23 protein-coding genes and 1 pseudogene are annotated in these 24,911 nt (G+C 63.7%); 10 read left to right on the top strand and 14 right to left on the bottom strand.

Annotated elements, in window-relative coordinates; translation table 11 throughout:
* Nucleotides 1-2: 2 nt before the first annotated feature.
* From cydB to B015_RS0127105, 3 genes are read left to right on the top strand one after another with little or no spacing between them, the layout of a single operon-like run.
* Entirely contained in the window at nucleotides 3-1,010 is a 1,008-nt protein-coding gene (cydB, locus tag B015_RS0127115; protein ID WP_018430908.1) for a cytochrome d ubiquinol oxidase subunit II, read from the top strand.
* Nucleotides 1,010-1,153 carry a DUF2474 domain-containing protein gene (locus tag B015_RS32810; RefSeq protein ID WP_018430907.1) on the top strand — a complete coding sequence of 48 codons (144 nt, stop codon included), beginning with the start codon at nucleotides 1,010-1,012 and terminating at the stop codon, nucleotides 1,151-1,153. The genes cydB and B015_RS32810 overlap by 1 nt, the downstream gene beginning before the upstream one ends.
* A gap of 11 nt (nucleotides 1,154-1,164) precedes the next feature.
* On the top strand, nucleotides 1,165-2,094 hold the full coding sequence (locus tag B015_RS0127105) for a hypothetical protein (protein WP_018430906.1): 930 nt from the start codon (nucleotides 1,165-1,167) through the stop codon (nucleotides 2,092-2,094).
* A 4-nt stretch (nucleotides 2,095-2,098) separates the two neighbouring features.
* Here the strand turns inward: B015_RS0127105 and B015_RS0127100 are convergent, their stop codons facing one another.
* From B015_RS0127100 to B015_RS33955, 12 genes and pseudogenes are all read right to left on the bottom strand, one after another.
* Nucleotides 2,099-3,487 (bottom strand): PLP-dependent aminotransferase family protein, encoded by a 1,389-nt coding sequence (locus B015_RS0127100; protein ID WP_157632932.1) that lies wholly within the window; start codon nucleotides 3,485-3,487, stop codon nucleotides 2,099-2,101.
* A 196-nt stretch (nucleotides 3,488-3,683) separates the two neighbouring features.
* Entirely contained in the window at nucleotides 3,684-6,215 is a 2,532-nt protein-coding gene (secD, locus tag B015_RS0127095; protein ID WP_026227788.1) for a protein translocase subunit SecD, read from the bottom strand.
* 93 nt (nucleotides 6,216-6,308) lie between these two features.
* Nucleotides 6,309-6,563 (bottom strand): hypothetical protein, encoded by a 255-nt coding sequence (locus B015_RS31690; RefSeq protein WP_040457326.1) that lies wholly within the window; start codon nucleotides 6,561-6,563, stop codon nucleotides 6,309-6,311.
* Between the two features lie 371 nt (nucleotides 6,564-6,934).
* A complete protein-coding gene (locus tag B015_RS31685) occupies nucleotides 6,935-7,498 on the bottom strand; it encodes a gluconokinase (RefSeq protein WP_081623582.1) in 564 nt (187 codons plus the stop codon).
* Nucleotides 7,495-8,778: a TRAP transporter large permease gene (locus B015_RS0127080; protein ID WP_026227787.1), complete on the bottom strand. Its 1,284-nt coding sequence runs from the start codon at nucleotides 8,776-8,778 to the stop codon at nucleotides 7,495-7,497. Before B015_RS0127080 ends, B015_RS31685 begins: the two co-directional genes overlap by 4 nt.
* A gap of 2 nt (nucleotides 8,779-8,780) precedes the next feature.
* Nucleotides 8,781-9,335 (bottom strand): TRAP transporter small permease, encoded by a 555-nt coding sequence (locus B015_RS0127075; RefSeq protein ID WP_026227786.1) that lies wholly within the window; start codon nucleotides 9,333-9,335, stop codon nucleotides 8,781-8,783.
* 99 nt (nucleotides 9,336-9,434) lie between these two features.
* Complete coding sequence (locus tag B015_RS0127070) at nucleotides 9,435-10,427, bottom strand: DctP family TRAP transporter solute-binding subunit (protein WP_018430899.1); 993 nt, start codon at nucleotides 10,425-10,427, stop codon at nucleotides 9,435-9,437.
* A 34-nt stretch (nucleotides 10,428-10,461) separates the two neighbouring features.
* Nucleotides 10,462-11,352, bottom strand: coding sequence for an NAD(P)-dependent oxidoreductase (locus B015_RS0127065; RefSeq protein ID WP_018430898.1), 891 nt, complete (start codon nucleotides 11,350-11,352; stop codon nucleotides 10,462-10,464).
* Nucleotides 11,353-11,386: 34 nt separating this feature from the next.
* Entirely contained in the window at nucleotides 11,387-11,704 is a 318-nt protein-coding gene (locus B015_RS0127060; protein ID WP_026227785.1) for a putative quinol monooxygenase, read from the bottom strand.
* A gap of 24 nt (nucleotides 11,705-11,728) precedes the next feature.
* Complete coding sequence (locus tag B015_RS0127055; RefSeq protein ID WP_018430896.1) at nucleotides 11,729-13,087, bottom strand: Gfo/Idh/MocA family oxidoreductase; 1,359 nt, start codon at nucleotides 13,085-13,087, stop codon at nucleotides 11,729-11,731.
* A gap of 247 nt (nucleotides 13,088-13,334) precedes the next feature.
* A complete protein-coding gene (locus B015_RS0127050) occupies nucleotides 13,335-14,228 on the bottom strand; it encodes a LysR substrate-binding domain-containing protein (RefSeq protein WP_018430895.1) in 894 nt (297 codons plus the stop codon).
* Between the two features lie 219 nt (nucleotides 14,229-14,447).
* A pseudogene (locus B015_RS33955) lies at nucleotides 14,448-14,595 on the bottom strand (pseudoazurin); the annotation flags it as partial.
* Between the two features lie 371 nt (nucleotides 14,596-14,966).
* Here B015_RS33955 and B015_RS0127045 point away from each other — a divergent pair.
* The 6 genes from B015_RS0127045 (at nucleotide 14,967) to B015_RS0127020 (ending at nucleotide 21,744) form a co-directional block, all read left to right on the top strand.
* A complete protein-coding gene (locus B015_RS0127045; RefSeq protein ID WP_245262429.1) occupies nucleotides 14,967-16,664 on the top strand; it encodes a chloride channel protein in 1,698 nt (565 codons plus the stop codon).
* 143 nt (nucleotides 16,665-16,807) lie between these two features.
* Complete coding sequence (locus B015_RS0127040) at nucleotides 16,808-17,500, top strand: alpha/beta hydrolase (protein ID WP_018430893.1); 693 nt, start codon at nucleotides 16,808-16,810, stop codon at nucleotides 17,498-17,500.
* A gap of 190 nt (nucleotides 17,501-17,690) precedes the next feature.
* Nucleotides 17,691-18,722, top strand: a complete 1,032-nt coding sequence (gene ftsZ, locus B015_RS0127035; protein ID WP_018430892.1) for a cell division protein FtsZ — start codon at nucleotides 17,691-17,693, stop codon at nucleotides 18,720-18,722.
* 99 nt (nucleotides 18,723-18,821) lie between these two features.
* A complete protein-coding gene (locus tag B015_RS0127030; protein WP_018430891.1) occupies nucleotides 18,822-19,721 on the top strand; it encodes a LysR substrate-binding domain-containing protein in 900 nt (299 codons plus the stop codon).
* Between the two features lie 110 nt (nucleotides 19,722-19,831).
* Nucleotides 19,832-20,389 (top strand): L-2-amino-thiazoline-4-carboxylic acid hydrolase, encoded by a 558-nt coding sequence (locus B015_RS0127025; RefSeq protein WP_018430890.1) that lies wholly within the window; start codon nucleotides 19,832-19,834, stop codon nucleotides 20,387-20,389.
* 110 nt (nucleotides 20,390-20,499) lie between these two features.
* Nucleotides 20,500-21,744 (top strand): Zn-dependent hydrolase, encoded by a 1,245-nt coding sequence (locus B015_RS0127020; RefSeq protein WP_040457378.1) that lies wholly within the window; start codon nucleotides 20,500-20,502, stop codon nucleotides 21,742-21,744.
* 15 nt (nucleotides 21,745-21,759) lie between these two features.
* On the opposite strand, the gene B015_RS0127015 is transcribed toward B015_RS0127020, so the two are convergent.
* Nucleotides 21,760-22,113: a VOC family protein gene (locus tag B015_RS0127015; RefSeq protein ID WP_018430888.1), complete on the bottom strand. Its 354-nt coding sequence runs from the start codon at nucleotides 22,111-22,113 to the stop codon at nucleotides 21,760-21,762.
* A gap of 18 nt (nucleotides 22,114-22,131) precedes the next feature.
* Nucleotides 22,132-22,959 carry an alpha/beta hydrolase gene (locus B015_RS0127010; protein WP_018430887.1) on the bottom strand — a complete coding sequence of 276 codons (828 nt, stop codon included), beginning with the start codon at nucleotides 22,957-22,959 and terminating at the stop codon, nucleotides 22,132-22,134.
* 303 nt (nucleotides 22,960-23,262) lie between these two features.
* Here B015_RS0127010 and B015_RS0127000 point away from each other — a divergent pair, with 303 nt between their 5' ends.
* The gene (locus B015_RS0127000; RefSeq protein WP_018430885.1) at nucleotides 23,263-24,888 is read left to right on the top strand and encodes an AMP-binding protein; all 1,626 of its coding nucleotides are present in this window, start codon (nucleotides 23,263-23,265) and stop codon (nucleotides 24,886-24,888) included.
* Nucleotides 24,889-24,911: the final 23 nt, after the last annotated feature.

The raw sequence follows: 24,911 nt of genomic DNA, 5'->3' as shown, positions 1-24,911 counted from the left end.
CGATGGGCATCGATCTTCCCGTAGTCTGGGCTGTCATCATTGCCTTCGGCCTGATGATGTATGTCATCATGGATGGCTTCGATCTCGGCATCGGCATCCTGTTTCCCTTCGTCCGCGAACGAGAGGACCGCGACACCATGGTCAACACGGTGGCGCCGGTGTGGGACGGCAACGAGACCTGGCTGGTGCTGGGCGGTGCCGCCCTCATGGCCGCCTTTCCGCTGGCCTATGCCGTCATCCTCAGTGCGCTCTACCTGCCATTGGTGCTGATGCTGCTCGGGCTGATCTGGCGTGGCGTCGCCTTCGAGTTCCGTTTCAAGGCCGACGAGCACCACAAGGCTTTCTGGGACCGCGCCTTCGCCGGCGGCTCCTATGTCGCAACCTTCTTCCAGGGCGTGTCGCTGGGCGCCTTCCTCGATGGCTTCAAGGTCGAGAACGGCGCCTTTTCAGGCGGGCCGCTCGATTGGATCACGCCCTTCTCCCTGTTCACCGGGCTCGGCCTGATCGTCGCCTACGCCCTGCTCGGCTCCACCTGGCTGATCATCAAGACCGAGGGTGCGCTCTACGATCGCATGGTGGCGCTGGCGCGGCCCGTGACGCTGACGCTGCTCGCCGTTATCGGCATTGTCAGCCTGTGGACGCCATTTGCCCACCCCGACATCGCCGCGCGCTGGTTCAGCTTCCCCAACATCGTCTTCTTCTCGCCGGTACCGGTGCTCGTTCTGGTCTGCGGCTGGCTGATCCTGCGCAGCCTGCAGGGTGTTCCGCATGCCGGCCCATTCATCCTGGTGTTGTTCCTGCTGTTCCTGGGCTACAGCGGCCTCGGCATCAGCCTGTGGCCCAATATCATCCCGCCTGACATCACCATCCGCGAGGCGGCCGCCCCGCCGCAGAGCATGGGCTTTGCGCTCGTCGGCGCGCTGTTCATCATCCCCTTCATCCTCGGCTACACCGCCTGGTCCTATTATGTATTCCGCGGCAAAGTGAAAGCCGGCGAGGGCTATCACTGATGGGGGCACCCTCGCAGGCACCTGACAGCTGGGCCAAGCGCATCGGCTGGCTGGTGCTGATCTGGACCGTGAGCGTGCTGTCTCTCGGGCTGGTCGCCTATCTGTTCCGCTTCCTGATGGGCCTTGCCGGCCTGACTGTCTGAGACACGCCACGATGTACACCGGGATCGAGGGGCCGCTCGCCCCGCGCGACTTCCACGACCGCATCTATGCCGGGGAGATCCTGCGCCTTGCCGGCCTGACGCCGATGCGGGAGCTGGTGACTTTTGCCCGCGCCTTCCTCGAAGATGCGTTCGCGCCGTATGTTCCCATCGAGATCCATCGCCACCTCTCGCATCACGAACAGACCGAGAGCTTCGCCCGGCGTCAGCGCGACTTCGCCAGGGCGCCGGAGGTCAAGCGGCTGTGGCGGGACATGTTCGAAGCCGCCGGCCTCGACGCCCACGAGCTTGCCCGCGACAGCCTCTACCTCCGTTTCCAGCCGCACCAGGATCGCGGTGCGGCAGTTCCTCGAGCCCGCACGACGGCGACCATCGCCTTTCATCGCGACACCTGGGGTTCGAATCTCTATGCCCAGACCAACTGGTGGGCACCGATCTACGATATCGACGCCGACCGCACCTTCGCCATGTATCCATCGCTGTGGGACCGGCCGGTTGCCAACACCAGCGCGACATTCGACCTGATGGCTGTCATCGAGCGATCCAAGGCCGGCGGACGCAACGCCAACGACGCCGACGCTGCGATCCCGCATTTGACCGAGCAGCTCGAGGCCGAGGCATTTCCCGTCGTCATCGCCCCTGGCGAGGTCATCGCCTTCTCGAGCGCCCATGCGCATGCCGGCGTACCCAATTCGACCGGCCTGACCCGCATTTCGCTGGAGACGCGAACTTTGTGGATCGACGATGTCGGGTCGGGCCGCGGCGCGCCCAATCTGGATGGCCATGCACGCTGGATGTCACCGGGCATGTTCCGGCGCGTCAGCGATGAGAAGCCACTCAATGAAATGCTCGGCATGAACCGGATCGAACCGTTTGCCGGACCATTTCCGGCAGCAATGCCGTCAGCTGCCGAACCAGCCTAGGCGCTCAAACCACCATCGTCGACATCGCCGACTGTTCGGCAAGCAGCTCGGCCACGGTCCGGAGACCTGCCGCGAGCGAGGCCTGATCGGGCGCCGCGCCCAGCCCGAGCCTGACCGCCTCCGTAGCCACGCCTCCGACCGCAAACGCATCGCTGGTGACGACGCCGATGCCTGCCGAGCGCAGGCGCGCGGCAAAGTCGCTGCGGTGCCAGTGACCAGGCAGCTTCAGCCAGGCGTGGAAGCCTTCGGGATCGGCCTGCACCAGCTCACTTGGCAAGGTCTGGGCGACGATGGCCTGGCGCTGACGGGCCTCGGTGCGGATGGCCTCCAGCACCGCTTGCGCGACACCTCCTTCGATCCAGCGTGTGGCGATCGCCGCCGTCAGCGGCGAGGCCATGCCGGCAGTCGCCCTGATAGCCCCCGCAAGATGACCGACACCGCGCTCCTGCGGCACCACCAGATAGGCGACCCTGAGCGCCGGCGACACGCATTTGGCGAGGCCTGATATGTGATAGGTGACGTCTGGCGCGATCGCCGCAAAGGGCGGCACCGGTTTCACAGGTATAGCGCCATAGGCGTCGTCCTCGACGATCAGAACATTGTAGCGCCGCGCAATGCCGGCGATGCGCTCCCGGCGTTCCAGCGGCAGCGTTGCGGTGGTCGGGTTGTGCAGCGTCGGCGTCGTGTAGAGTGCCTTGGGCGACTGCGTGCGGCAGACTTCCTCGAAGGCTTCGGGAATGAGCCCCTGGGCATCCATGGCAACGCCGGCGACCCGCAACCTGAAATGTTCGGCTACGGCCAAGAACCCCGGATAGGTCAGCGCCTCGGCGCAAATCGTCTCGCCCGGTGCGGCAAGAGCACCGACAAGCGCCAGCAGCGCGCCTTGTGCGCCGGGCGTCAGCAGCAGCCGGCCGGGGCCAATTTCGCCCAGGCGCGGCGCAAGCCAGGCGGCACCCGAGGCCTTGTCGCGGGACGTGCCGCCCGCCTCCTGGTAGCGCATCATGAGGTCGAGCCCGGCAGCCGTCTCCAGCCCCGACATTGCATCCCACATGCGCGCGGCAAGCTCGGCGTCGTCGAAACGAGGCGGCAAGTTCATGCTCATATCGATGATGCCGGTCACGACAGGTGCGGGCCCGGCGGGACGACGCGCCCGCACATAGGTGCCCTGACCGACGCGGCCTTCGATCAGGCCGCGCTTGCGGGCCTCGGCATAGGCGCGGCTCACCGTGGTGAAGTCGATGCCGAGCTGGTCGGCCAATGTCCGCTGTGGCGGCAGCCGGAAGCCGTTCTCCAGCCTGCCTGAAGCGATGTCGGCCGACAGCGCGTCGGCGATGGCCAGGTAAAGCGGCCCCGCCGCTTTCGATATCGTCGGCAACCATGCCGTTGCAGTCATGACGTCGCAGGGCTCCAACATTGCGCATCCATATATATGCACAATGTATGCCCATTGCTACCGGTAAGCGGGAGACCTCGGCTAAGGCCGGTCATCGTCGCCATGCTCGATCGCGACGAAAAAGACCGGGCAGCATGATCGTTCATGGCCCTGCAATGAAGAAACGGGCAGCCACAAGGGCTGCCCGGTTCGGTTTTCAGCCCTTGGCGAGACTCGCCGTGGCGCCTTCTGCCTGCTCGACCTTGCGATGCTGCCACCAGTCGCCCAGCAAGAGCAGGATCGGTGCTGCGATGAAGATCGACGAGGTCGTCGCGATGAACACGCCGAACACCATGGGCACGGCGAAGTTCTCGACGGCACTGCCGCCCCAGATGGCCATCGGCAGCATCGAGAGCAGGATCGCTACCGAGGTGTAGATACAGCGTGCGAACACCTGGTTGATGCTCATGTCGATGAGTTCGCGCAGCGGCATCTTCTTGTACAGGCGCAGGTTTTCGCGCATGCGATCATAGACCACGACCTTGTCGTTCACCGAGTAACCGATGATGGTCAAAAGGGCCGCGATCGCCGTCAGGTTGAAGTCCAGCCCGAACAGCGCGAAGAAGCCCACCATCTTGGTGGTATCCAGCACAAGCGTGGCGATGGCTCCGATGGCGAAGTTCCATTCGAAACGCCACCAGATGTAGATCAGCATGGCGAGGGCGGCCAACACCACCGCCATGATGCCGGATTGCGCCAACTCACCGCTGACCTTCGGACCCACCACTTCGGTGCGTTCGAACTTCACGCTTGGGTCGAGCTTCTGCACGGCAGCCTTGATGGCGTCAACGGCAGCGGTCTGTGCCGTTTCGCCGCCGTCCTGGCGCTGGACGCGGATGAGCACGTTGCCGTCGCTGCCGATCTGCTGCAGCGCCACCTCGCCGATGTTCAAGCTGCCCAGCGTGCTGCGCAGCTGTGACAGGTCGGCCGGGGTAGACGTCGCAATCTCGACCTGGATGCCACCCTTGAAGTCGATGCCGTAGTTGAGGCCCGGCTTGAAGAAGAGGCCGATCGAAGCGAGCGACAGGAAGATCGACATGCCGATGCCGAGATAGCGCGCCTTCATGAACGAGACCGAGGTCTTTTCCGGGAAGAAGCGGATCAGCGGTTCGATCGTGATCGTCTTCAGGCGCTTGCGGCGCACCACGGCGGCCATCAGGATGCGCGTCACCGAAACGGCGGTGAACATCGACAGGCAGGTGCCCAGGAACATGGTGATTGCAAAGCCGCGCACCGGGCCCGAGCCGAACATGAACAGCAGGCCGGTGGCAATAAGCGACGTCACGTTGGCGTCGACAATGGTCGAATATGCGCGCTTGAAGCCATTGTCCAAGGCCGCGAAAGCGCTCAACCCCTTCTTCGACTCTTCCCTTATGCGTTCGTTGATCAGGATGTTGGCGTCGACGCCGAAGCCAATGCCAAGGATGATGCCGGCGATGCCGGGCAAAGTCAGCGTGCCGCCGATCAGCGTCAGCACGCCGAAGGTCAGGATCAGGTGCAGCAACAGCGTGAAATTGGCGATCATGCCCCAGCTGCCGTAGAGCGCCACCATGAACAGCACAACGGCCACGAAACCGGCGATGCCGGTGTAGATGCCCATCTTGATGACGTCGCCGCCAAGGTCAGGACCGACAGTGCGTTCTTCGATAACGGTCAGCGGCGCCGGCAGCGCACCAGCGCGCAGCAGCGCCGAAAGCGTCACCGTCTCTTCGACGCTGAAATTGCCGCTGATCTGGCCCGAGCCGCCGGTGATGGGCTCGCGAATGACGGGCGCCGACAGCACCTTGCCGTCGAGCACGATGGCGAAGGGCTTGCCGACATTGGCAGCGGTGATCTCGGCGAACTGGCGCGCGCCAACGCTGTCGAAACGGAAGGAAACCAATGGCTCCTGGGTGCGCTGGTCGAAGTTGGCGCGGGCATCGGTGAGGCGTGCGCCATCCAGCGCAACGCGGTCTTCGACAGGATACTGCGCGCCCGACTTGGCATCGGGCATCATGGTCACGCCACGTGGAAGCGGCTCGCCGCTGGCAACGTTGGCCACCATGTGGAAGGTCATCTTGGCCGTGCTGCCAAGCAATGCGCGCAGCCTCGTCGGATCCTGGAGCCCGGGAAGCTGCACCAGCATGCGGTCGCTGCCGACGCGCTGGATCGTCGGCTCGGCGACGCCGACCTGGTCGACGCGCTGGCGCACGATCTCGAGGCTCTGCTGGAGTGCCGCGTCAAGCTTGTCGCGCAACCCGGCCTCGGTAAGACCGACCTTGATCTGGTTGTCGGCCTGGCTGACCGCGATGTCAGGCACGCCACCGCCAAGGCCGAGGCCGCTGACGGGAACAGCCAGCGCCTGTAGCGTGGTGAGCGCCGTCGCGCGCTGCGCATCGTCGGCAATGGTGACGACAATGGCATCGCCTGCGAGCCGCGCCGACGATGCGTTGATACGCTCCTTGCGCAGGGCGCCGCGCACGTCGTCCAGCAGCGAGCGAAGGCGGTCTGCCTTCAGCGTCTTCGCATCCACTTCAAGGACAAGATGCGATCCGCCCTGGAGGTCGAGGCCAAGCGTGATCTGCTTCTTGGGGAACCAGCCGGGCAGTGCCGCAAGTTGCTGTTGCGTGAGGATATTGGGCAGCGCGGCAATGATGCCGGCCAGAATGATGATGGTGTAAGTCACCAACACCCATCGGGAAGTTCGCATAATTCTGATCCTGTGATGGCGAGCCTGGGCGTCCTGCGCTCAGGCGTAAGCCTAAATGTCGAGGCTGCGAAGAACCGCAGCAGTCAGGAAAGATCAGGCGATGCGGGGAGGCGCGCGGGTCTTGTAGCCATGCGGCGCTTCGGGGCTGACCATCCGGAGATGGATGGCAGGGGACCGCGCCGCGACATAGGGTGCGGCGAGCCCGACATCGGTGGGGACCAATGCACCCTTGGACTTGTCGTCGTCATGCGCCGCCAGCGCCTTGACCGATCTCTGGTCCACGACGACGAAAAGACGCCTTGGGAAATCGGGGGCGTTGTGGCGGTCGAGAATGTCGACGCTGTCCATGGCAGCGCTGGACTGCGATTGCGTCCAGGGCGTCCCATTGGCCGGGGGGCCGCACAGGACTGCGATCGAGGCGACACAAAACAGCAGAATGGCCGGCAGAAAGCCGGTCGCTCGCGTTTGATGTACCTTGCTCTTGCGCATTATCTGCTTTGGTAACGACAGCTGTCGGCCCGACGGGCGGTGAAACACCCCCTCCCATACGGCAGTTGTGCAGCATCGCCAAGCCCAAGTGTTGCAGGCGTCCCATACATTCAGGGAGCTGATGAGGCCAAAAAGAGAAAAACGGTCGGCCTCACCGACGATGCAATCGAACCAGGGAGTGCCTTCGCACCTGATCAGGCGAGCACAAGCTCAGTACCTGAGTTCGTTCTCTATCTCGCCCTGTCGGCGCCACGTGAGGCGAGTGCCAGCATTGCCTCGGCGACGATTGTATCAGGGGTTGCTGCAACATCGAGCCAGATGGCGCTCTCGCCTGCATCTGGAGGTTCCAGGGTGTTGAGCTGGCTTTCGAGCAAGGAGGCCGAGGCAAAGTGGTCCTTGCGGGCCAGCAGCCTTGATTTGATAAGTTCCCTCGCCCCGTGCAGGAACAGCAGCTGCACATCCCCCAGTCTCTGCCGCAGAAAGTCCCTGTAGCTTCGCTTGAGCGTGGAGCAGGCAATCACCACCGGCTGCGACGTCTCGGCGGAGGCTGCATCGCAGACAGCGGCAAGCCAGGGCCACCGATCGGCATCGGTCAGGCCGATGCCGCGTCGCATCCGCTCCACGTTTTCCTGGCTGTGGAACTGGTCGGCCTCGACAAAAGCGCTTCCGAGCGCTTCTGCGAGCCGTCGTCCGATCTCCGTCTTGCCCGTTCCGGCAATGCCCATGACGACAAGGTATTTTGGTCCTGCGTCCCGTTCGCGGGAGCCTGCTGGCACGGAGATGCGCGATGTCATGGATAAAGCCCCAGCAGGCGTATCGGCCCGAGCGTCAACACCGGGAAGAGGACGAGCAGGAATATCGCCACCGTGAGCACCGTCATCGGCGCAAGTGAGCCGCGGATCACGTCTTCGACACGCATATTGGCAACTTGTGCTGCCGCAAACAGGCAAACGCCCACCGGCGGTGTTACGAGGCCGAGCGTCAGCGTCATGACGGTGACCACCAGGAAGTGGATCGGATCGATGCCGAGCGACATGACAGGCGGCATCAGCACTGGGATCAGGATGAACATCGCCGGGATCGCCTCCATGAAGATGCCGATGATCAGCAGGAAGGCGAAAATCACGAGCATGCCGGAGACAGGCCCGACGCTCATGGCATCGAGCAGGATGGCCACTTTGTCCGGCAGGCCCTCATAGGCGAATATCCATGCCGCAAGCTGCGAGGTGGCCGCGATGAACAATATCGTTCCCGAGATGCGCGCGGTCGAGATCAGGATTTCAGGGAGTTCCGACAACGGAATGGTGCGGTAGACCAGCATCGCTAACACCAGCACATAGACCACCGCAACCGCCGCAGCTTCGGTCGGCGTGAATGCGCCGCTGGCAATGCCAGCCACCAGTATGATTGGGGTCAGCATCGGAAGGATGGCTCGAAGACCGGTGACGACGACATTACGAAACACGAATGGCGAAGGTGGGTTGTAGCCGTAATAGACCGAATAGAAGTGGTTGAAGATCATGAATGCAAAGGCGATGAACAGGCCGGGCACCAGACCTGCAACCAACAGGGTGCCGATCGACACATTGGCGATAGAACCGGCGATGACGACGAGGATCGATGGCGGAATGATCGACGACAGCGTCGCCGTGCACAGCGTCATGCCGACCGCATAACCCTTGGGGAAGCCATGGCGCTCCATGGCCTTGATCTCGATTGCCCCAACCGAGGCGATATCGGCTACGGACGAACCGGACACGCCGGAAAATATGACCGACGAGATGACGTTGACGTGGCCAAGACCACCCGGTAGCCAGCCGACCATCGCCTCGGCAAAGTCGAAGATGCGCTCGGCAACCCTGCCGCGCTCCATCACGGCTCCGACCAGGATGAACAGCGGAACGGCAACGAGCAGGAACGAGTTCATCGACGAGAACATCGTCTGCGTCAGAAGGTCGAACGGCATCGGCGTGAAAAGCAGCAGCGTAACCACGCCGGCCAGGCCCAGAGCAATGGCGAGCGGCACTCCGAACATGCTCATGACGAAGAAAATGATCAGCAGAAAGAGGCTCATGCTCATGATCTTGCACCCGTGGTCATGTTGATGTCGGCATGCGCGATCTCGCCCGGAGGAAGCCCCGGCTCCGGCAAGGCAATCAGATCGCGACGGCTTCTGAGCGACTCGATTATTGCCAGGATGGCGACGACCGAAGACACCGGCATCACCAGCCCGATAACCCACATCGGTATCGGCAAGGTGGCGGCCACCTCGTTCATCATGATCTGCTGGCGCACGAGCGTAATGCCGGTCCATCCTGTAATGAGGAAGAACGCCACCGACGAGCCGACATAGATCGGCACCGCGATATGGCGGAACAGACCGCGCGCCATGGACATGAAGACCACGACGCGGGCCGATTCCACGGTTCGGAAACCGGCGGCGAGCCCGAGAAAGACCATCCAGATGAAGAGGAAACGGACGGCCTCCTCGGTCCAGGGGAGAGGCCGGCCCAGCAGGCGGCCAGTCACCTGCATGAGCACAACGATCAGGATGCCGCCACATGCGGCACCGGCGGCGACGTCAGCTACCAGCCTGACGGCACGGCCGAACAGTGGATCCTTGGAGTTCATCTGAACGGTCCTTGCGAAATGGTCCGGGAACATCCGCAGCGCCATTCGGGAACGACACGCGGCCGCCCCCGAGAAAGGTCACTGCGCTGGTTCGATCGGTCAGTTCTTGCCGACGAAGGCAACGGTACGGTCGAAGAATGCCTGGTCCTTGACGAGGCCCGCAAAGGTCGGGGAAAGCTTTCGCGAGACGGCAATGAAGGCCTCGCGCTGCTCCGGCGTCAACTCGTTGACCTCCACGCCCTTTTCCTTCAGCGTCGCAATCGATTTTGCGATGTCGGCAGCGTCGTTCTCAGCCTTCCAGGCCTCGGTTTCCAGGGCCGCGTCCTGCAGCGCCTTCTTGTGCGCATCCGACAGCGCTGCAAAGCGCGCGGGGTTGACGCCCACCACCCAGGCATCGGCAATGTGATTGCTGATGGTGAGGTATTTCTGCACCTCGTAGAGCTTTGCGCTGACAGGCACGTTAACAGGGTTTTCCTGTCCATCGACGACCTTGAGCTGGAGGGCATTGTAAACCTCGGCGAAGGCCATCGGCGTCGGCGCAGCGCCCATCGCGCCAAAGAATTCGACCCAGAGCGGATTGTTCGGCACCCGCAGCTTCATGCCCTTGAGGTCTTCCGGCTTGGTGATCGGCAGCTTCGAATTCGTGATCTGCCTGAGCGGCCGCGACCAGAGGTCGAGCCCCTTGATACCGATCTTGTCGAGCTCGGCGGTCAGTTCCTCACCGGGTTCTCCATCGAGAAAACTCCTGAGCTGCGTCACGTCGTTGAACAGGTAAGGCACCGCGATCGCGGTGAACTTCGGATTGAAAGTGGCGTAGAGCGACGTCGCGTTCAAAAGCATGTCGAGCGAGCCGCCGGCGAGTTGCTTGACGCCTGCCGAAGGATCGCCGCCATAGAGCGTGCCGTTCGGGAAGACGCGGATTTCGAGATCGCCATTGGTCTTCTGCTTGACCAGTTCGGCGAAATGCTTGGCAGCGAGCGTGATTTCCGAGGTGTCGGCGTCGGGCGTCGATAGCGTAAGCGACTCCGCCTGGCTGGCGCCGACCGACAGAAGCAGCGCGCCCACGAGCGAGCCGATCAGTTTCATTTTCATAGGTTCTCCTCCCTTGATCGTTGTCAGATCTGTTTCATTGCACGCCCGAATTCAGGCGCCTCAATTCCAGTATGGCAGCGCTGTGATCGAGATCGCCGCCGCCATGTTCGACAAGACCGCGGAAAATGCGGTCGACCTCGGTCGCCACCGGAAGGTGCAGTCCAAGAGATCCGGCAAGCTCCAGGGCCGTGCCGGTGTCCTTGATCTGGTATTTCGCCGGGCCGCCCGGTGCGAAATCGCTTTCGATCATCCGTCGGCCGTGCTGGCGAAACACCGTCGAGTCGGCGAATCCGCCCGAAAGGGCCTCTCGCACTCTTGCCGGGCTGGCGCCACCCCTTTCGGCCAGAAGCAAGGCCTCGGCGACCGCGCATATGTTGCTTGCCACGATGAGTTGGTTGGCAAGTTTGGCCAGCGAGCCCGATCCGACCGGCCCGACATGGGTGACGCGACCGAGAAGCGTCAGAATGGGCGCCAATTCGCCAACCAAGTCTTCGTCGCCACCGGCCATGATGGCAAGCGTGCCGTCCCGGGCGCCCGCTTCGCCGCCGGACACGGGAGCATCCACGTAGCGAATGCCTTTCTGCCCCGCCCGCACTGCCTGGTTTCGGGCAGTATCGACGGGAATGGAGCTCATCACCACCAGAATGGAGCCCGGCGCCATGGCTGCAGCGACGCCGCCAGTGCCAAACAGGACCTCATCGCAGACAGGGCCGGAACTCAGCATGCAGATGACGATGTCGACGTCGCACCCGACCTGTGCCGCCTGGGAGGCCTGTGAGACGCCGTAGGCACCAAGAGCTTCGGATTTGGCCGAACTGCGGTTCCAGGCCATGACGGGGAACCCGGCTTCGGCCAGCCGGCGAGCCATATGGCCGCCCATGATGCCCGTACCCACGAAACCGATGCGTCGAGAATGATTGCTCATGCCAGCGCCTCCCAACGCCAGGATGTCGTCTTTCCTAGAGGGGCTCCCTCGCCGCGAAGCGGACCTGGGTTTCCTCGACACCGAGCGATTTCATTGCAGCCTGGAACCGCTTGAGATGCGGTGTCTGCATATGCGCTTCGAACGCCTCCCGGTCGTCATAGACCTCGTAGAAAAGAACCAAATTGTCCTTTTCTTCCGGACGCACGACGTCAAACTGCCGGCATCCCGGCTCGTCGGCCGCCGAGTGTCGCGCGTCGTCCATGGCGGCGTGCAGGAAAGCCGCCATGACGTCTGGTCCCACCCGGAATTCCGGGATCACGACGAAATGTCGTCTATTGTCTTGCGCGCCCATGATCGCTCCTCCCACCGGTCGATCTCAGGCGGCAGCGCTTGCCGCGGAACGGAACTGCTGCTCCATGTCGCGGCGTACCTTGACCACATCAAGGTCATTCACCAGTTCGACGTCGTCGAAGCTGACGATCTGGTCCTTCTTGACCGGCCGCTTCAGCTTGACGTTGTGCGCCAGGCCGATCGGCAGCGCGGCGAGATCGAGGCTGCGCGAAGCCGGGATCGCATTCGCCCAGACGGCGTAACCGCCTTCGCCATCGAGCATTTCGCCCGGCTGCATGTCCTTCTTGGCCGTTGCGACCGCATCGCCACGGAATTCCCGCGAACAACCGGTCGGTTCGTTCCGCAGGACGGCCGAAAGCACGCTGACCGACGTCTCGAGACCGATGATGTGGAAGGGCCGCCACATCGAGGCGTACCAGCCAGACGGATCGGTCAGCAGGCCATATTGCTTGAAGCAGGCGCGGGAATATTCATTATGCGCCTTGAAGGTCACGAACACGCCATAGCGGATGTTGTTGAACACCTCGCGGCCATCAGGTTCCTGACTGGCGGCGATGTCCACCAGGCCCGACCGCGCCATCCGGCCGCCATCGGCCGCGGGGCGGAATACCTTGGCGAGGTCGTGCAGGCCGGCGGGCGGGAATGCAAGACCGTCATCCGGGCAGTCCAGGCCGGTGCCGTTGGCAACTGCCGCCATCTCGATCGCGGCCTTGGTGCCGTCGGTGAAGGAATTGTACATTTTCGGGTTGAAATCACCCTTGGCGACTTCTTCCTCGGTCCAGCCGAAGAAACTCCAGACGGTATCAGGCGTCGAGTAGCGGTAACGCGGCTCGAAGTTCATGCCCTTGCCGGCTGACGTCACTTCGAAGCCTGTCGCCCTGGCCCAGTCGACCAGTTCGCAGATCAGTGCCGGCTGGTCGCCATAGGCCATCGAATAGATGACACCCTTCTGGCGGGCCCTTTCGGCGAGGATCGGGCCAACCATGACATCAGCTTCGACATTGACCATGATGACATGCTTGCCCGCTTCGATCGCCGCCAGGGCATGGCGAGTGCCGGCGATCGGATGGCCCGTGGCCTCGATGACGCATTCGATCTCGTCGCAGGCAAGCATCGCCGCAACGTCGTCGGTGACGAAGGTCGTGCCGGCCTTGACCGCTTCGCCGGCGCTCCTGGCCTGATAGCGCTCTTCGGGCCAACCGACACGCTGCATCGACTCCCGCGCCTTGGCAACGTTGAGATCGGTCACGGCAACCATGTGGTAGCCGGCAATGCGCTGCGCCTGGGCAAGCACCATGGAGCCGAACTTTCCGGCGCCGATCAATCCGACGCGGACAGGACGGCCACGGCCAGCACGCGCGGCAAGGAGAGTGTAGAGGTTCATTCCGATGTCCTTCGCACGATCAATTCAACATCACGCGGCTTGATTGCGGAGCGCAGAAGGTCGCTTCGCCAACGGCCTAGACCGGGCGACAGGCTGAAGGATGCATGCACCCTTCGCGATGAATTCAGAGACCTCCTCCGCCCGGTTCCTCCCCGGCGGGCCGACACTTGTCGTGCCGGACGATGTATTGGTAAGCGAAGAGAGATATTAGCGCAATTTAGATGTCAGCCGCGATCATTTAGGTTGGCTAAACAATTGAACCGGGTATGCGGGAGCGCTCTTCGCGCAGCCAGTCGAGGAAAAGCCGGACTTTCTTCTGGCGCAAATGATCGCGCGGACACACGATCCACTGGGTGACGATCCGGACCGGCGGGGGCTCTGCGACGGGGCAGACCAGCGAGCCATCGCGCAGCTCGCGCTCCATCATCATGGTGCTTTCGAGCGCGATCCCCATCCCGTCCACGGCAGCGTCGATCGCCATGTGGCTGCGGTCGAACAGGACCCGGCGCCATCCCTGCACGGGCTGCACGCCGGCCAGCTTGAACCATGCCGTCCACTGGGCTTGCGACTTCACCGAATGGATCAGGCGGAACCTGGTCAGCTCGTCAGGCAAGAGACTCTCCGCCGCGGCCAGTTTTGGCGAGCAGGCGGGCAGAAATGTCTCCTCGGCCATGCCTTCGACAAACAGCCCCGGCCAGCGCCCGTCGCCATGACGAATCTCGAGATCGACGAGCTCCCGGTTGAAATCGGTCGGCTCGTTGGTTCCGTCGACGCGGATGTCGAGTTCGGGGTTCCGGTCAAGAAAAGCACCGAGCCTCGGCAGCAGCCACTTGTTTGCCAGCGTCGGCGTGGCCCGCACGGTCAGGGTCGTCACCGAGCGGTAGCCGCGTATGGTGCCGGTTGCCTCCTCGATCCTTTCGATCTCGTCGGTGATTTTGGCGTAATACAGCTCGCCGGCCTCGGTGAGCACCACCCGGCGGCCCAGCTTGGTCAGCAGCGACACCCCAAGCTGTACCTCGAGCGACTGGATCTGCTGGGTTACGGCCGATGGCGTGACGCCCAGTTCCTCTGCCGCACGCGAGATGCTTCCGGCGCGCGCTGCCGCATGGAAAACCCAGATCGCTCGCACCGGCAGCTGCACGTCTTCACATCCTGAAGCATCGACACACCAAGCCGATATCCAGTTTTGGCCAGATTGGCGAGTGGTTCGCGAAGCTGGAGCATCAGGTCACCGGAAGATTGGCTGCCCAGCTGCAAGCACGGGATGGCCATGGTAGCGTTCCTCCGAAAAGCAAAAAAGGCCGGGCAGAACCTGTCTACCCGGCCTTGTCTGGGAAAATTCGGGCGTAACCGCCACGGCTCAGTTGGTGGGAACCTGTGCCAGCAGCCTCTCGAACACCTTCTTGGCCTTGCTGCTTGAGCGCCTTTGTCTGTTCGAGATTGCTTGGCTTGCCCACCACGATCAATGCCACCATGCCCATGCCGTAATGCGGCGTGCACTTGACGCCGGATCTGGGGATTGCCTACGAGACAGTGCGTCAACATGTGAAATCGATCTTCTACAAGACCGACACCCGCAGTCAGAGTTCGCTGGCATCAGTGCTTCAACGGCTGTCAGTTCGGGTATAGCCGGGCGGTTTCGACTGTGACTTCATCATCATTCGGTAAGTGATTGAGAAACCCTCCGTCCTGGCTTGGGCGGTGACTATGTCCGCACGATGCGCTACGAAGCATCAGAGGCCTGGTGCCGGCATAGGCCGCACAGACGATTGAGCAGGCTTCGGCATATCAGAAGCGCACCATGCCTGCAGAACGCCCCCTCGCCGCCATCTCCGCGAAAGCGCTGTCCAGCCTGAAGGCCATAGCCGTGGCCGGCGGCATGCAGATTGTCCTGCTCGCCTGCGTGGTCGGCGCCTTTGCCGGCATGGCCGTCACTGTGCTGTCCAACGCCGCGCACCTGCTGCACAATTATCTCTTTTCTCTGCCCGTCGACGTTCGCCTGTCGGGTCTTCTGCAGCTGTCGAACCCGACCGACGCCGCGATCCCCGTTGTCGGTGGCGCGCTGATGGGCCTGAGCATCTGGCTGCTCAAGCGTTATCGCAATCGCAGCCTCGTCGACCCGATCGAGGCGAACGCCCTTCTCGGCGGCAGGCTGTCCATCGGTGACACGCTGATCGTCGCGGGCCAGACCATGCTGTCGAACGGTTTCGGCGCATCAGTGGGGCTAGAGGCCGCCTACACCCAGACCGGCTCTGGCTTCGCCTCGAGGCTGGCGCGCGCCTTCAACCTGCGCCGCAACGACGTGCGCACGCTTGTCGGCTGCGGCGCGGCAGGCGCCATCGCCGCCGCCTTCGACGCACCGCTGACAGGTGCATTCTATGGCTTCGAGTTGATCATCGGCGTCTATTCGCTCGCCAACGTCGCCCCTGTGCTGGCCGCGTCGGTGTCGGCTTCGCTGATGGCGACGCAGCTTGGCGCAGAACAATTCCCCATCGAGATCGGCATGATGCCGCCGCTGACGCCGCACCAATACCTGCCCTTCCTGCTGCTTGGCCTGATCGCCGGGCTGGGCTCGGTGGGTATCATGCAACTGGTGACGCTGGTCGAGCGCGCTTTCCTCGCCGCGCGCCTGCACCCGGCCGTCCGGCCCGTTTTCGGCGGTGCCATCGTCGGCCTTCTGGCTCTGCTCTCACCGCAGGTGCTGTCGAGCGGCCACGGGGCGATGCATCTGTTTTTGACCAATCATTTCGCCTTCTGGACCGTGCTCGCGGTCTTTTCGCTGAAACTCCTGGCCTCGGCGGTGTCGCTTGGCTCCGGGTTCCGCGGCGGCCTGTTCTTCGCCTCGCTGTTTCTCGGCGTACTCCTGGGCAACATGTTCGCCACGGTGATGAATGTCATTTCGCCCGCAACCGGCATCCACACCACCATGGCAGCCGTCATCGGCATGACGTCGCTGGCGGTCGGCGTGGTCGGCGGACCGCTGACCATGACATTCCTGGCACTCGAATCCACGCGTGATCTGGCCATCACCGGCGTGGTGCTGGCCGCTGCGGTGGTTTCGAGCATCGTCGTCAGGTCGACCTTCGGCTATTCGTTTTCGACCTGGCGCTTCCACCTGCGCGGCGAGACGATCCGCAGCGCCAACGACATCGGCTGGATGCGCAATCTCACCGTTCGCAGCATGATGCGCACCGATGTGCGCACGGTGCCGGCCGACATGCCCATTGACGACTTCCGGGCGCAGTTTCCGCTGGGCTCGGCCCAGCGCGTCATCGCCGTCGACGCCGAAGGCAGATATGCCGGGATGATCCTGGTGCCGGATGCCCATACGACGTCGCCCGACATCTCGGACCCGACGGTGAAGCCGCTGCTGCGGCATACGGAAACCGTGCTCGTCCAGCCGATGAACGCCAAGGCTGCGGCAGCGGTGTTCGAAAAGGCCAAGGCCGAGGAACTGCCTGTCGTCGACGGCCTCAAGACGCGCAAGGTGGTCGGGCTGCTCACCGAGGCGCATCTGATCCGCCGCTACTCGGAAGAGCTCGAAAAGGCGCATCGCGACCTCTCCGGCGACAGCTGAGCCATTTTTCCTGGCGCTACGGCAGCGACGGACAATATTCACCCGACACCGGAACCCCCGACGCACCGGTGCATTGTTCGAGGCCGGCCGTTCCACTGGCGGACACCGGCACCCAGCCATCTAGTCCAATAAGGAGACTGGCCATGCCCGCAGTGAAGAACATCGTTCTCGTTCACGGCGCCTGGGGAGATGCGTCGCACTGGCGCAACGTCATCCCGCTGCTTCATGCCAAAGGCTACAAGCTTGCCGCAGTGCAGAACCCGCTGACTTCGCTTGCCGACGACATCGACCGCACGTCCAAACTGGCGGCAGCCCAGGACGGCCCGACGCTTCTGGTCGGCCACTCCTATGGTGGCGCGGTCATATCGGGCGCCGGCCACACCGCCAATGTCGCAGGCCTGGTCTTCATCGCCGCCTTCGCGCCCGACGAGGGTGACAGCCTGGGCGGCATCTTTGCGCGGCGCGACCCGCCATCCGGCGCAGCCAGCATCCGGCCCGACAGGGACGGTTTCCTGTGGCTCGCCCAGGACACGTTCCGCCAGAGCTTCGGGCAGGACCTGAGCGAGAACGACGCACTTGTGATGGCGGTGACCCAAAAGCCGATCGCCGCACGCTGCTTCGAGGACAAGGCCGGACCGGCAGCATGGAAAACCAAGCCGAGCTGGTATCAGGTGTCGAGCCGCGACCACATGATCCCGCCTGAGACCGAACAGTGGATGGCCGACCGTATCAAGACGCGCAAGACCATCACGCTCGATGCCAGCCACGCCTCGCTGGCGTCCCATCCGGCCGAGGTTGCCGCCCTCATCGACGAGGCGGCGAAAGCGCTTTCATAGGGCCAGCGGGGCCCGGCATTTCCCGCGGCAGCCGAACCGATTGCCGCGGGACACGCGCCGACTTCCGTCATTTCCCCAGCGTCTGCCGGCTAAAAGCCGCAATCGGCAGGCTATTCCTTGCAGCCTCCCTGTCGATCTGATTCCCTGACATTGCCGATTCGGGCAGGGGCCTGCGTAGGAAACGGATGTCATGAACAGTTCCAAGAAACCTGAGATCTCGGAAATGCGCCCGAAGATCACCGTAATCGGTGTCGGCGGCGGCGGCGGCAACGCCGTCAACAACATGATCGCCGAAGGCCTTGAGGGCACTGAATTCATCGTCGCCAACACCGACGCCCAGGCGCTGACCATGTCCAAGGCGACGCGGCTGGTGCAGCTCGGCGCGATGGTGACCGAAGGCCTCGGCGCGGGATCGCTGCCGGAAGTGGGCCAGGCGGCAGCCGAAGAATCGATCGACGAGATCATGGACCAGCTGTCGGGTACGCATATGTGCTTCGTCACTGCCGGCATGGGCGGCGGCACCGGCACCGGTGCGGCTCCCGTTATCGCGCGTGCGGCGCGTGCGGCCGGCATCCTGACGGTCGGCATCGTCACCAAGCCGTTCGCTTTCGAAGGACGCCGCCGCATGCAGATGGCCGAGCGCGGCATCGAGCTTCTGCGCGAGGCGGCAGACACGGTCATCGTCATTCCGAACCAGAACCTGTTCCGCATCGCCACCGCCAAGACCACCTTCGAGGACGCCTTCGGCATGGCCGACAAGGTGCTCTATTCGGGCGTCAGCTGCATCACCAACCTGATCGTCAAGGAAGGCCTGATCAATCTCGACTTCGCCGACGTGAAGACAGTCATGCGCGGCATGGGCCGGGCGATGATGGGCACCGGCGTCGGCACCGGCGAAGGCCGGGCCAGCAAGGCCGCCGAGGCCTCGATCGCCAATCCGCTGATCGACGAGAACACGATCAAGGGCGCCAGGGGCGTGCTGATCTCGATCTCGGGCGGCATGGACATGACGCTGTTCGAGGTCGACGAGGCCGCCACCCGCATCCGCGAAGAAGTCGGCGACAATGCCGACATCATCGTCGGCGCGATCTTCGACAACTCGCTCGAAGGCCAGTTCAAGGTCTCGATCGTCGCCACGGGTCTCGAGGCTACAAGCTCCGACGGCGACCAGGTGATCATGCGCGGCCAGCCGGCCCAGGGTTCGGCGCAGTCGTTCCACTGAGGCTTCCGCACTCAGAGGGCCGCAGCTGTCGTAGCCCTGTTGCACTCCTGGCCTGTCTGCCCGAAGCTGGTGTCCGACACGTGACCTTGCCCGGGATCGATGAAGCTGGCTCATGAATCGGATCTGCTGCCGCTGAACGCCGCCAAGGCGTTCGAGGCTTTTGCCCGGCTGGGCAGCGTCACGGCTGCGGCGGATGAACTCGGCCTCACCGCTTCGGCCGTCAGCCACCGGCTGGCGCAGCTGGAAGAATTCGTCGGCACCAAATTGACGGAACGGCAGGGCCGTGGGTTAGCGCTGACCGCCGAAGGCCGGGAATATCTGGAATCTATCCTGCCGGCCTTCTTCCTGCTGCGCACGGCCACCAGCCAGCTGCGCTTCAGGGCGAGTGCCCGCGAGATTTCGATCAGCGCCATCCCGCTCTTCGCCGTGAACTGGCTTGTGCCACGTCTTTCCGGTTTCAACCGGCAGAACCACGATATCGACGTGCGCGTCACCTATGCCCAGAACCGCAACTATTCGAGCGACGCCGCCGACATTTCGGTGCGTTTCGGCTCTGGCGCCTGGCTGGGCTACAAAAGCGAATTCTTCCTGGGCGGCACTGTCGTGCCAGTGGCGAGCCCTGTCTTGCTGCAGGGCGGCAATGGGATGCCGGACGCCGAAGCCCTCGCCGGCCTGCCGCTGATCCACGACGAAAGCCGCGACCACTGGCTGAACTGGTTTCGAGCGGCAGGCGTGCGGGCGACCGACCAGCACCTTTCCGGTCCGCTGTTCGAGGACGGGCTGCTGGCTCGCGCCGCCGCCGTCTCGGGCATGGGCGTAGCCCTGTGCCGCCTGCCGCTCATAGCCGACGACATCACCAAAGGCAGGCTGGTCGTGCTTTCGGAACGCGCGCTTGATGACGGGCGGCACTACTATCTGTGCACCAGAACCGACCGGGAATTGTCGCAGATTGCCCGACGCTTCGTCGCCTGGATGTTGGCCGAGCGCGACAAGCATTAGCGGCATCGTGAAATTGAGCTCAGCAATTGAGGGATCTGCGATGGTCATTCCGCATCGCAGCTTCTAGGCTCGTCTGGTGACGCCGTATCAGGCGCAATGCAGGGGCCCAAATGACAGACAAGCACGCAACCGCTCCCGACCAGGATCCGCTCGATCCGTCCTCGGGCGTGCAGGCAGCCATCGATGGCCTGGGCATTCTTGCCCGTCGCCGCATCGAAGCGGAAATCATCAAGCCGATCTATGAGGAGATGGCCGCGCGTTTCGGCCGCGAGGCGGCGCGCGAGACCCTGCGCGCGGCGATCACCAAAGCGGCGATCGAAGCCGGCAAGAAGTTTGCCGCGGCCGAGACAGGTCCTGTCGACCTCAAGTCCTTCGCTGCCCTGCAACCGAAATGGCGCCAGGACGATGCGCTGCATTTCGAGGTGCTGACCGAGACAGCCGACCGGTTCGACTACAACGTCACCCGCTGCCGCTATGCCGAGATGTACCACTCGATGGGCCTCGGCGAGATCGGAACGCTGTTGTCGTGCCAGCGCGACGGCACCTTCTGCCAAGGCTACAACCCCAGAATTTCGATGGAGCGCACCCGCACCATCATGGAAGGCGGTGGCAGCTGCGACTTCAGGTATCGGATGAACCCCGGCGACGACACGGCAAAGAGCAGCTAGACCGCAGTTTCTTTCGCCGCGATTCGAAAAGCCAGATGCCGCTGCGGCGTGCCCGCTCAGGCAATGTCATGTCGCGCGCCAATACGAGGAATTTGAACTTGGACAAGCCAGTGACCCGTACCAACGCCAGGATCGACCAGGACAGGCTCTGGGAGTCGCTGACGGACATGGCCAAGGTTGGCCCTGGCATTGCTGGCGGCAACAACAGGCAGACCCTGACCGACGAGGACGCCGAGGGGCGCCGCCTGTTCAAGTCCTGGTGCGATGCCGCCGGCCTTGAGATGGGCATCGACGACATGGGCTCGATGTTCGCTCACCGCGAAGGCACCGATCCCGACGCCCTGCCCGTCTATATCGGCAGCCACCTCGACACCCAGCCGACGGGCGGCAAGTTCGACGGCGTGCTTGGCGTGCTCGGCGGCCTCGAGGTCGTGCGCACGCTGAACGATCTCGGCATCCAGACCAAGCACCCCATCGTGGTCACCAACTGGACCAACGAGGAGGGCTGCCGCTTCGCCCCCGCCATGGTGGCATCGGGCGTCTTTGCCGGCACCATCGACAAGGACTGGGCCTATGCGCGCGAAGACGCCAAGGGCAAGCGCTTCGGCGACGAACTGGAGCGCATCGGCTGGAAGGGCGCCGAAAAGGCCGGCGCCCGCCAGATGAAGGCCTACTTCGAACTTCACATCGAGCAGGGCCCGATCCTCGAGGATGAAGGCATCGACATCGGCGTCGTCACCCACGGCCAGGGCCTGAAGTGGCTGCAGGTGACGCTGACCGGCCAGGAAGCGCATTCGGGCGGCACGCCGATGTACAAGCGCCGCAACGCCGCCCTCGGCATGGCCCGGGTGATAGAGCTGGTGCATGAGGTGACGATGGACTACCAGCCCGACGCGGTGGGCAATGTAGGCCACGTCGAGGTTCACCCCAATTCGCGTAGCACCGTGCCCGGCCGCACCGTTCTCACCATCGACATCCGCTCGCCCGAAAAGGAAGTGCTCGATGTCATGGACCAGCGCATCCGCGAAGGCATCGCGCTGATTTCAGAGGCGCTCGACATCGAACACGAGATCGAGCAGGTCGGCGCGTTCGATCCTGTCGCCTTCGACCGGGACTGCGTGCAGATGGTGCGCTCTGCCGCCGAAGGTCTCGGCTACAGCCATCGCGACATCGTCTCGGGTGCCGGCCACGACGCTTGCTGGATCAACCGTGTGGCACCGACCGCGATGATCTTCTGTCCCTGCGCCGACGGCCTGTCGCATCACGAAGACGAAGACATCGAGCCTGAATGGGCGGCAGCGGGCTGCGACGTGCTGCTGCACGCCGTGCTCGAGGCCGCCGTCGTCGTTGCCTGACGGCGGCTCGGACAGCTAGCAAACGCAGGCCATCAGGACATTGCCGTCAGGGTCGCGGAAGGTGAACCAGTGATCGAACCCGATCTCGGTCACTGAATCCGCTCCCAGCTCAACGACATGGTCGCGCGCCGTGGCAATGTCCTCGACATCGAAATGAAACAGCGGCGAGTTGCGCCGCGCGTGCGCGTCATGGATCTTGGCGTCGAGGACCAGGCGCAACCCGTTGTCGAGCGCAAACACCGCGAGATGGCCGAATTGGATTTCAGGCGCATCGGCTATCCCAAGTAAGCGGGCGTACCAGTGGCGCGCCTGCTCGACATCGGCGACGGGTACGAAGATTGCACCAATCCGAGGCATGATCGCGCTCATAGCGGAAAGTCTCCTGGGCTAGCCGAGCAGCGTCCGCGTCAGCTGATGGTCGGAATCCGCGAGCCCGTCGATGACGCTGAAATGATGGCGGTCGGGCTCGACCACGGCTGCCGTCGCAGCACCAAGGCCGGTCCAGATATTGGCGAGCAGCGCGCTCTGACGCAGGAACTCGGCGCGCTCGCCGCCACCGACCCAACAGGTGATGCGCGCGCCTTCAACCGGCCGCAGCAACGCCGGGCTCTCAGACAGCGCCTCCGCCTCATCGATGTGAAGCGTCTTGTTCATGCCGGTGTTCATCAGCGGCCTGAGGTCGTGGACACCAGACAGCGACACGACATGGCGGATGCGCGCCTGGACGTCCGCGCCGAGCGGCGAGCCCATTGCCACCATGCGCGAGACGAGATGGCCGCCGGCGGAATGGCCGGTCAGCATGATGGGACCGTCGATCAGCGAGGCGGCCTTGCCGATGGCTGCGCCGACCTCGCGCACGATGTCGGCGATCCTGACCTCCGGGCACAGCGTATAGGACGGCACGGCCACGGCATAGCCGCTGTCGACCGAGCCCTTGCCGAGATGCGACCAGTAGCTCTTGTCGAGCGCCATCCAGTAGCCGCCATGGACGAAAACGACGAGGCCCTTGGGTTTGCCCTCCGGCAGGAACAGGTCGAACCGGTTGCGCGGCCGCTCGCCATAGGCAATGTCGAGCTGCGCCCGGTCGGCGGCCGACTGGCTGTCACGGAATGCCCTGGCCGGCTCCACCCAGGCCGCAGGCCAGCGGTCACCGCCAGCGATGTTGGCGCCGTTGGTGTAGGCATTGTCCCAGTCGGTGATGTGACGTTCGAACACCCGATTCCTCCTCCGGCGGTATGATTGTCGACCAAGGAATGGCCCGACGCCTCCCTTTCCGTCAATGCGCCAGCAGGAAGAAACTTTAGGCTTGAAATAAATTCGGACCGATGCGATGCTTCCCTATCAGTCGAGAATGGGAGGTCTCGCTGTGCCGAATGCCGGTCACATGGTCGACCGCACAGAGAACGCCGCCGAAGATGCCGCGCGGCCTTGCCTGACACCGGTGCATGATCTCCCCGCAAACATACGCAATCACCAGCCCGGCGAACCCGCCGCGGCGATGAGCCTGTAGGGGACAGAATGCTTGGACCGTCAGCGCATATCGACACGTTCACGCGCGACAACCTGCCCGCCCAAGATCAGTGGCCCGACTTCCTGCTCGATGGCTTCCAGTATCCCGAGCACATCAATGCCGGTGTCGAGCTGACCGACCGGCTGGTCGAAAAAGGTTTTGGCGACCACACGGCACTGATCGGCAACGGCCGCCGCCGCACTTACAAGGAACTGTCTGATTGGACCAACAGGCTGGCGCATGCGCTGGTCGAGAACTACGGGGTCAAGCCGGGCAGCCGCGTTCTGATCCGCTCGGCCAACAATCCGGCCATGGTCGCCTGCTGGCTTGCCGCCACCAAGGCAGGCGCCGTCGTGGTCAACACCATGCCGATGCTGCGTGCCGGGGAACTCGCCAAGATCGTCGACAAGGCAGAGATTTCGCTGGCGCTGTGCGACACGCGCCTCATGGACGAGATGGTGGCCTGCGCCAAGGACAGCTCATTCCTCAAGAAGGTCATCGGCTTCGACGGCACCGCCAACCACGACGCCGAACTTGATCGCGTCGCCCTCGACAAATCGGTGATCTTCGAGGCCGTCAAAACCGGCCGCGACGACGTCGCTCTGCTCGGCTTCACCTCCGGCACCACTGGCGTGCCGAAGGCGACGATGCATTTCCATCGCGACCTGCTGATCATCGCCGACGCCTATGCCAAGGAGGTGCTGCAGGTCACACCGGACGACGTGTTCGTCGGTTCGCCGCCGCTGGCCTTCACCTTCGGCCTTGGCGGTCTCGCCATCTTCCCGCTGCGTTTCGGTGCGGCGGCGACGCTGCTCGAGCATGCGACGCCGCCGAACATGATCCACATCATCGAGACCTACAAAGCGACAATCTCGTTCACCGCGCCCACCGCCTACCGCGCCATGATGAAGGCGATGGACGAGGGCGCCGACCTGTCGTCGCTTCGCGTCGCCGTCTCCGCCGGCGAGACCTTGCCCGGACCGGTGTTCGAGGAGTGGACCCAGAAGACCGGCAAGCCGATCCTCGACGGCATCGGCGCCACCGAGATGCTGCACATTTTCATCTCCAACCGTTTCGAGGACCGCAAGCCCGCCTCCACCGGCAAGCCGGTCGGCGGCTACGAGGCACGCATCGTCGACGCCGACATGAACGAGGTGCCGCGCGGCACTGTCGGCCGGCTCGCCGTGCGCGGCCCCACCGGCTGCCGCTACATGGCCGACGATCGCCAAGGCGAATATGTCCGCGACGGCTGGAACCTGACGGGGGACGCCTTCTTCCAGGACGTGGATGGTTTCTTCCATTTCGCCGCGCGCTCCGACGACATGATCGTCAGCGCCGGCTACAACATCGCCGGCCCCGAGGTCGAAACCGCCTTGTTTTCGCATCCCGATGTCGCCGAGTGTGCCGTCATCGGCGCCGATGACGGCGAACGCGGCCAGATCGTCGAGGCCTATGTGGTGCTGGTCGAGGGCGTCGCCCGCGATGCCGAGACGATCAAGCGCCTTCAGGACCATGTGAAGGCAACGATCGCGCCCTATAAGTATCCGAGGTCGGTGAAGTTCATCGACGCCCTGCCGAAAACCCAGACCGGCAAGATCCAGCGCTTCCGCCTGCGCACGGAGAAGACAAATTGAGCAAGCCCTACGATCCCTCGACC

The organism is Hoeflea sp. 108, from assembly GCF_000372965.1.
GTDB lineage: Bacteria > Pseudomonadota > Alphaproteobacteria > Rhizobiales > Rhizobiaceae > Aminobacter.
Note: the sequence above shows the minus strand (reverse complement) of the source record. Positions and strands in the feature narration are given on the sequence as shown.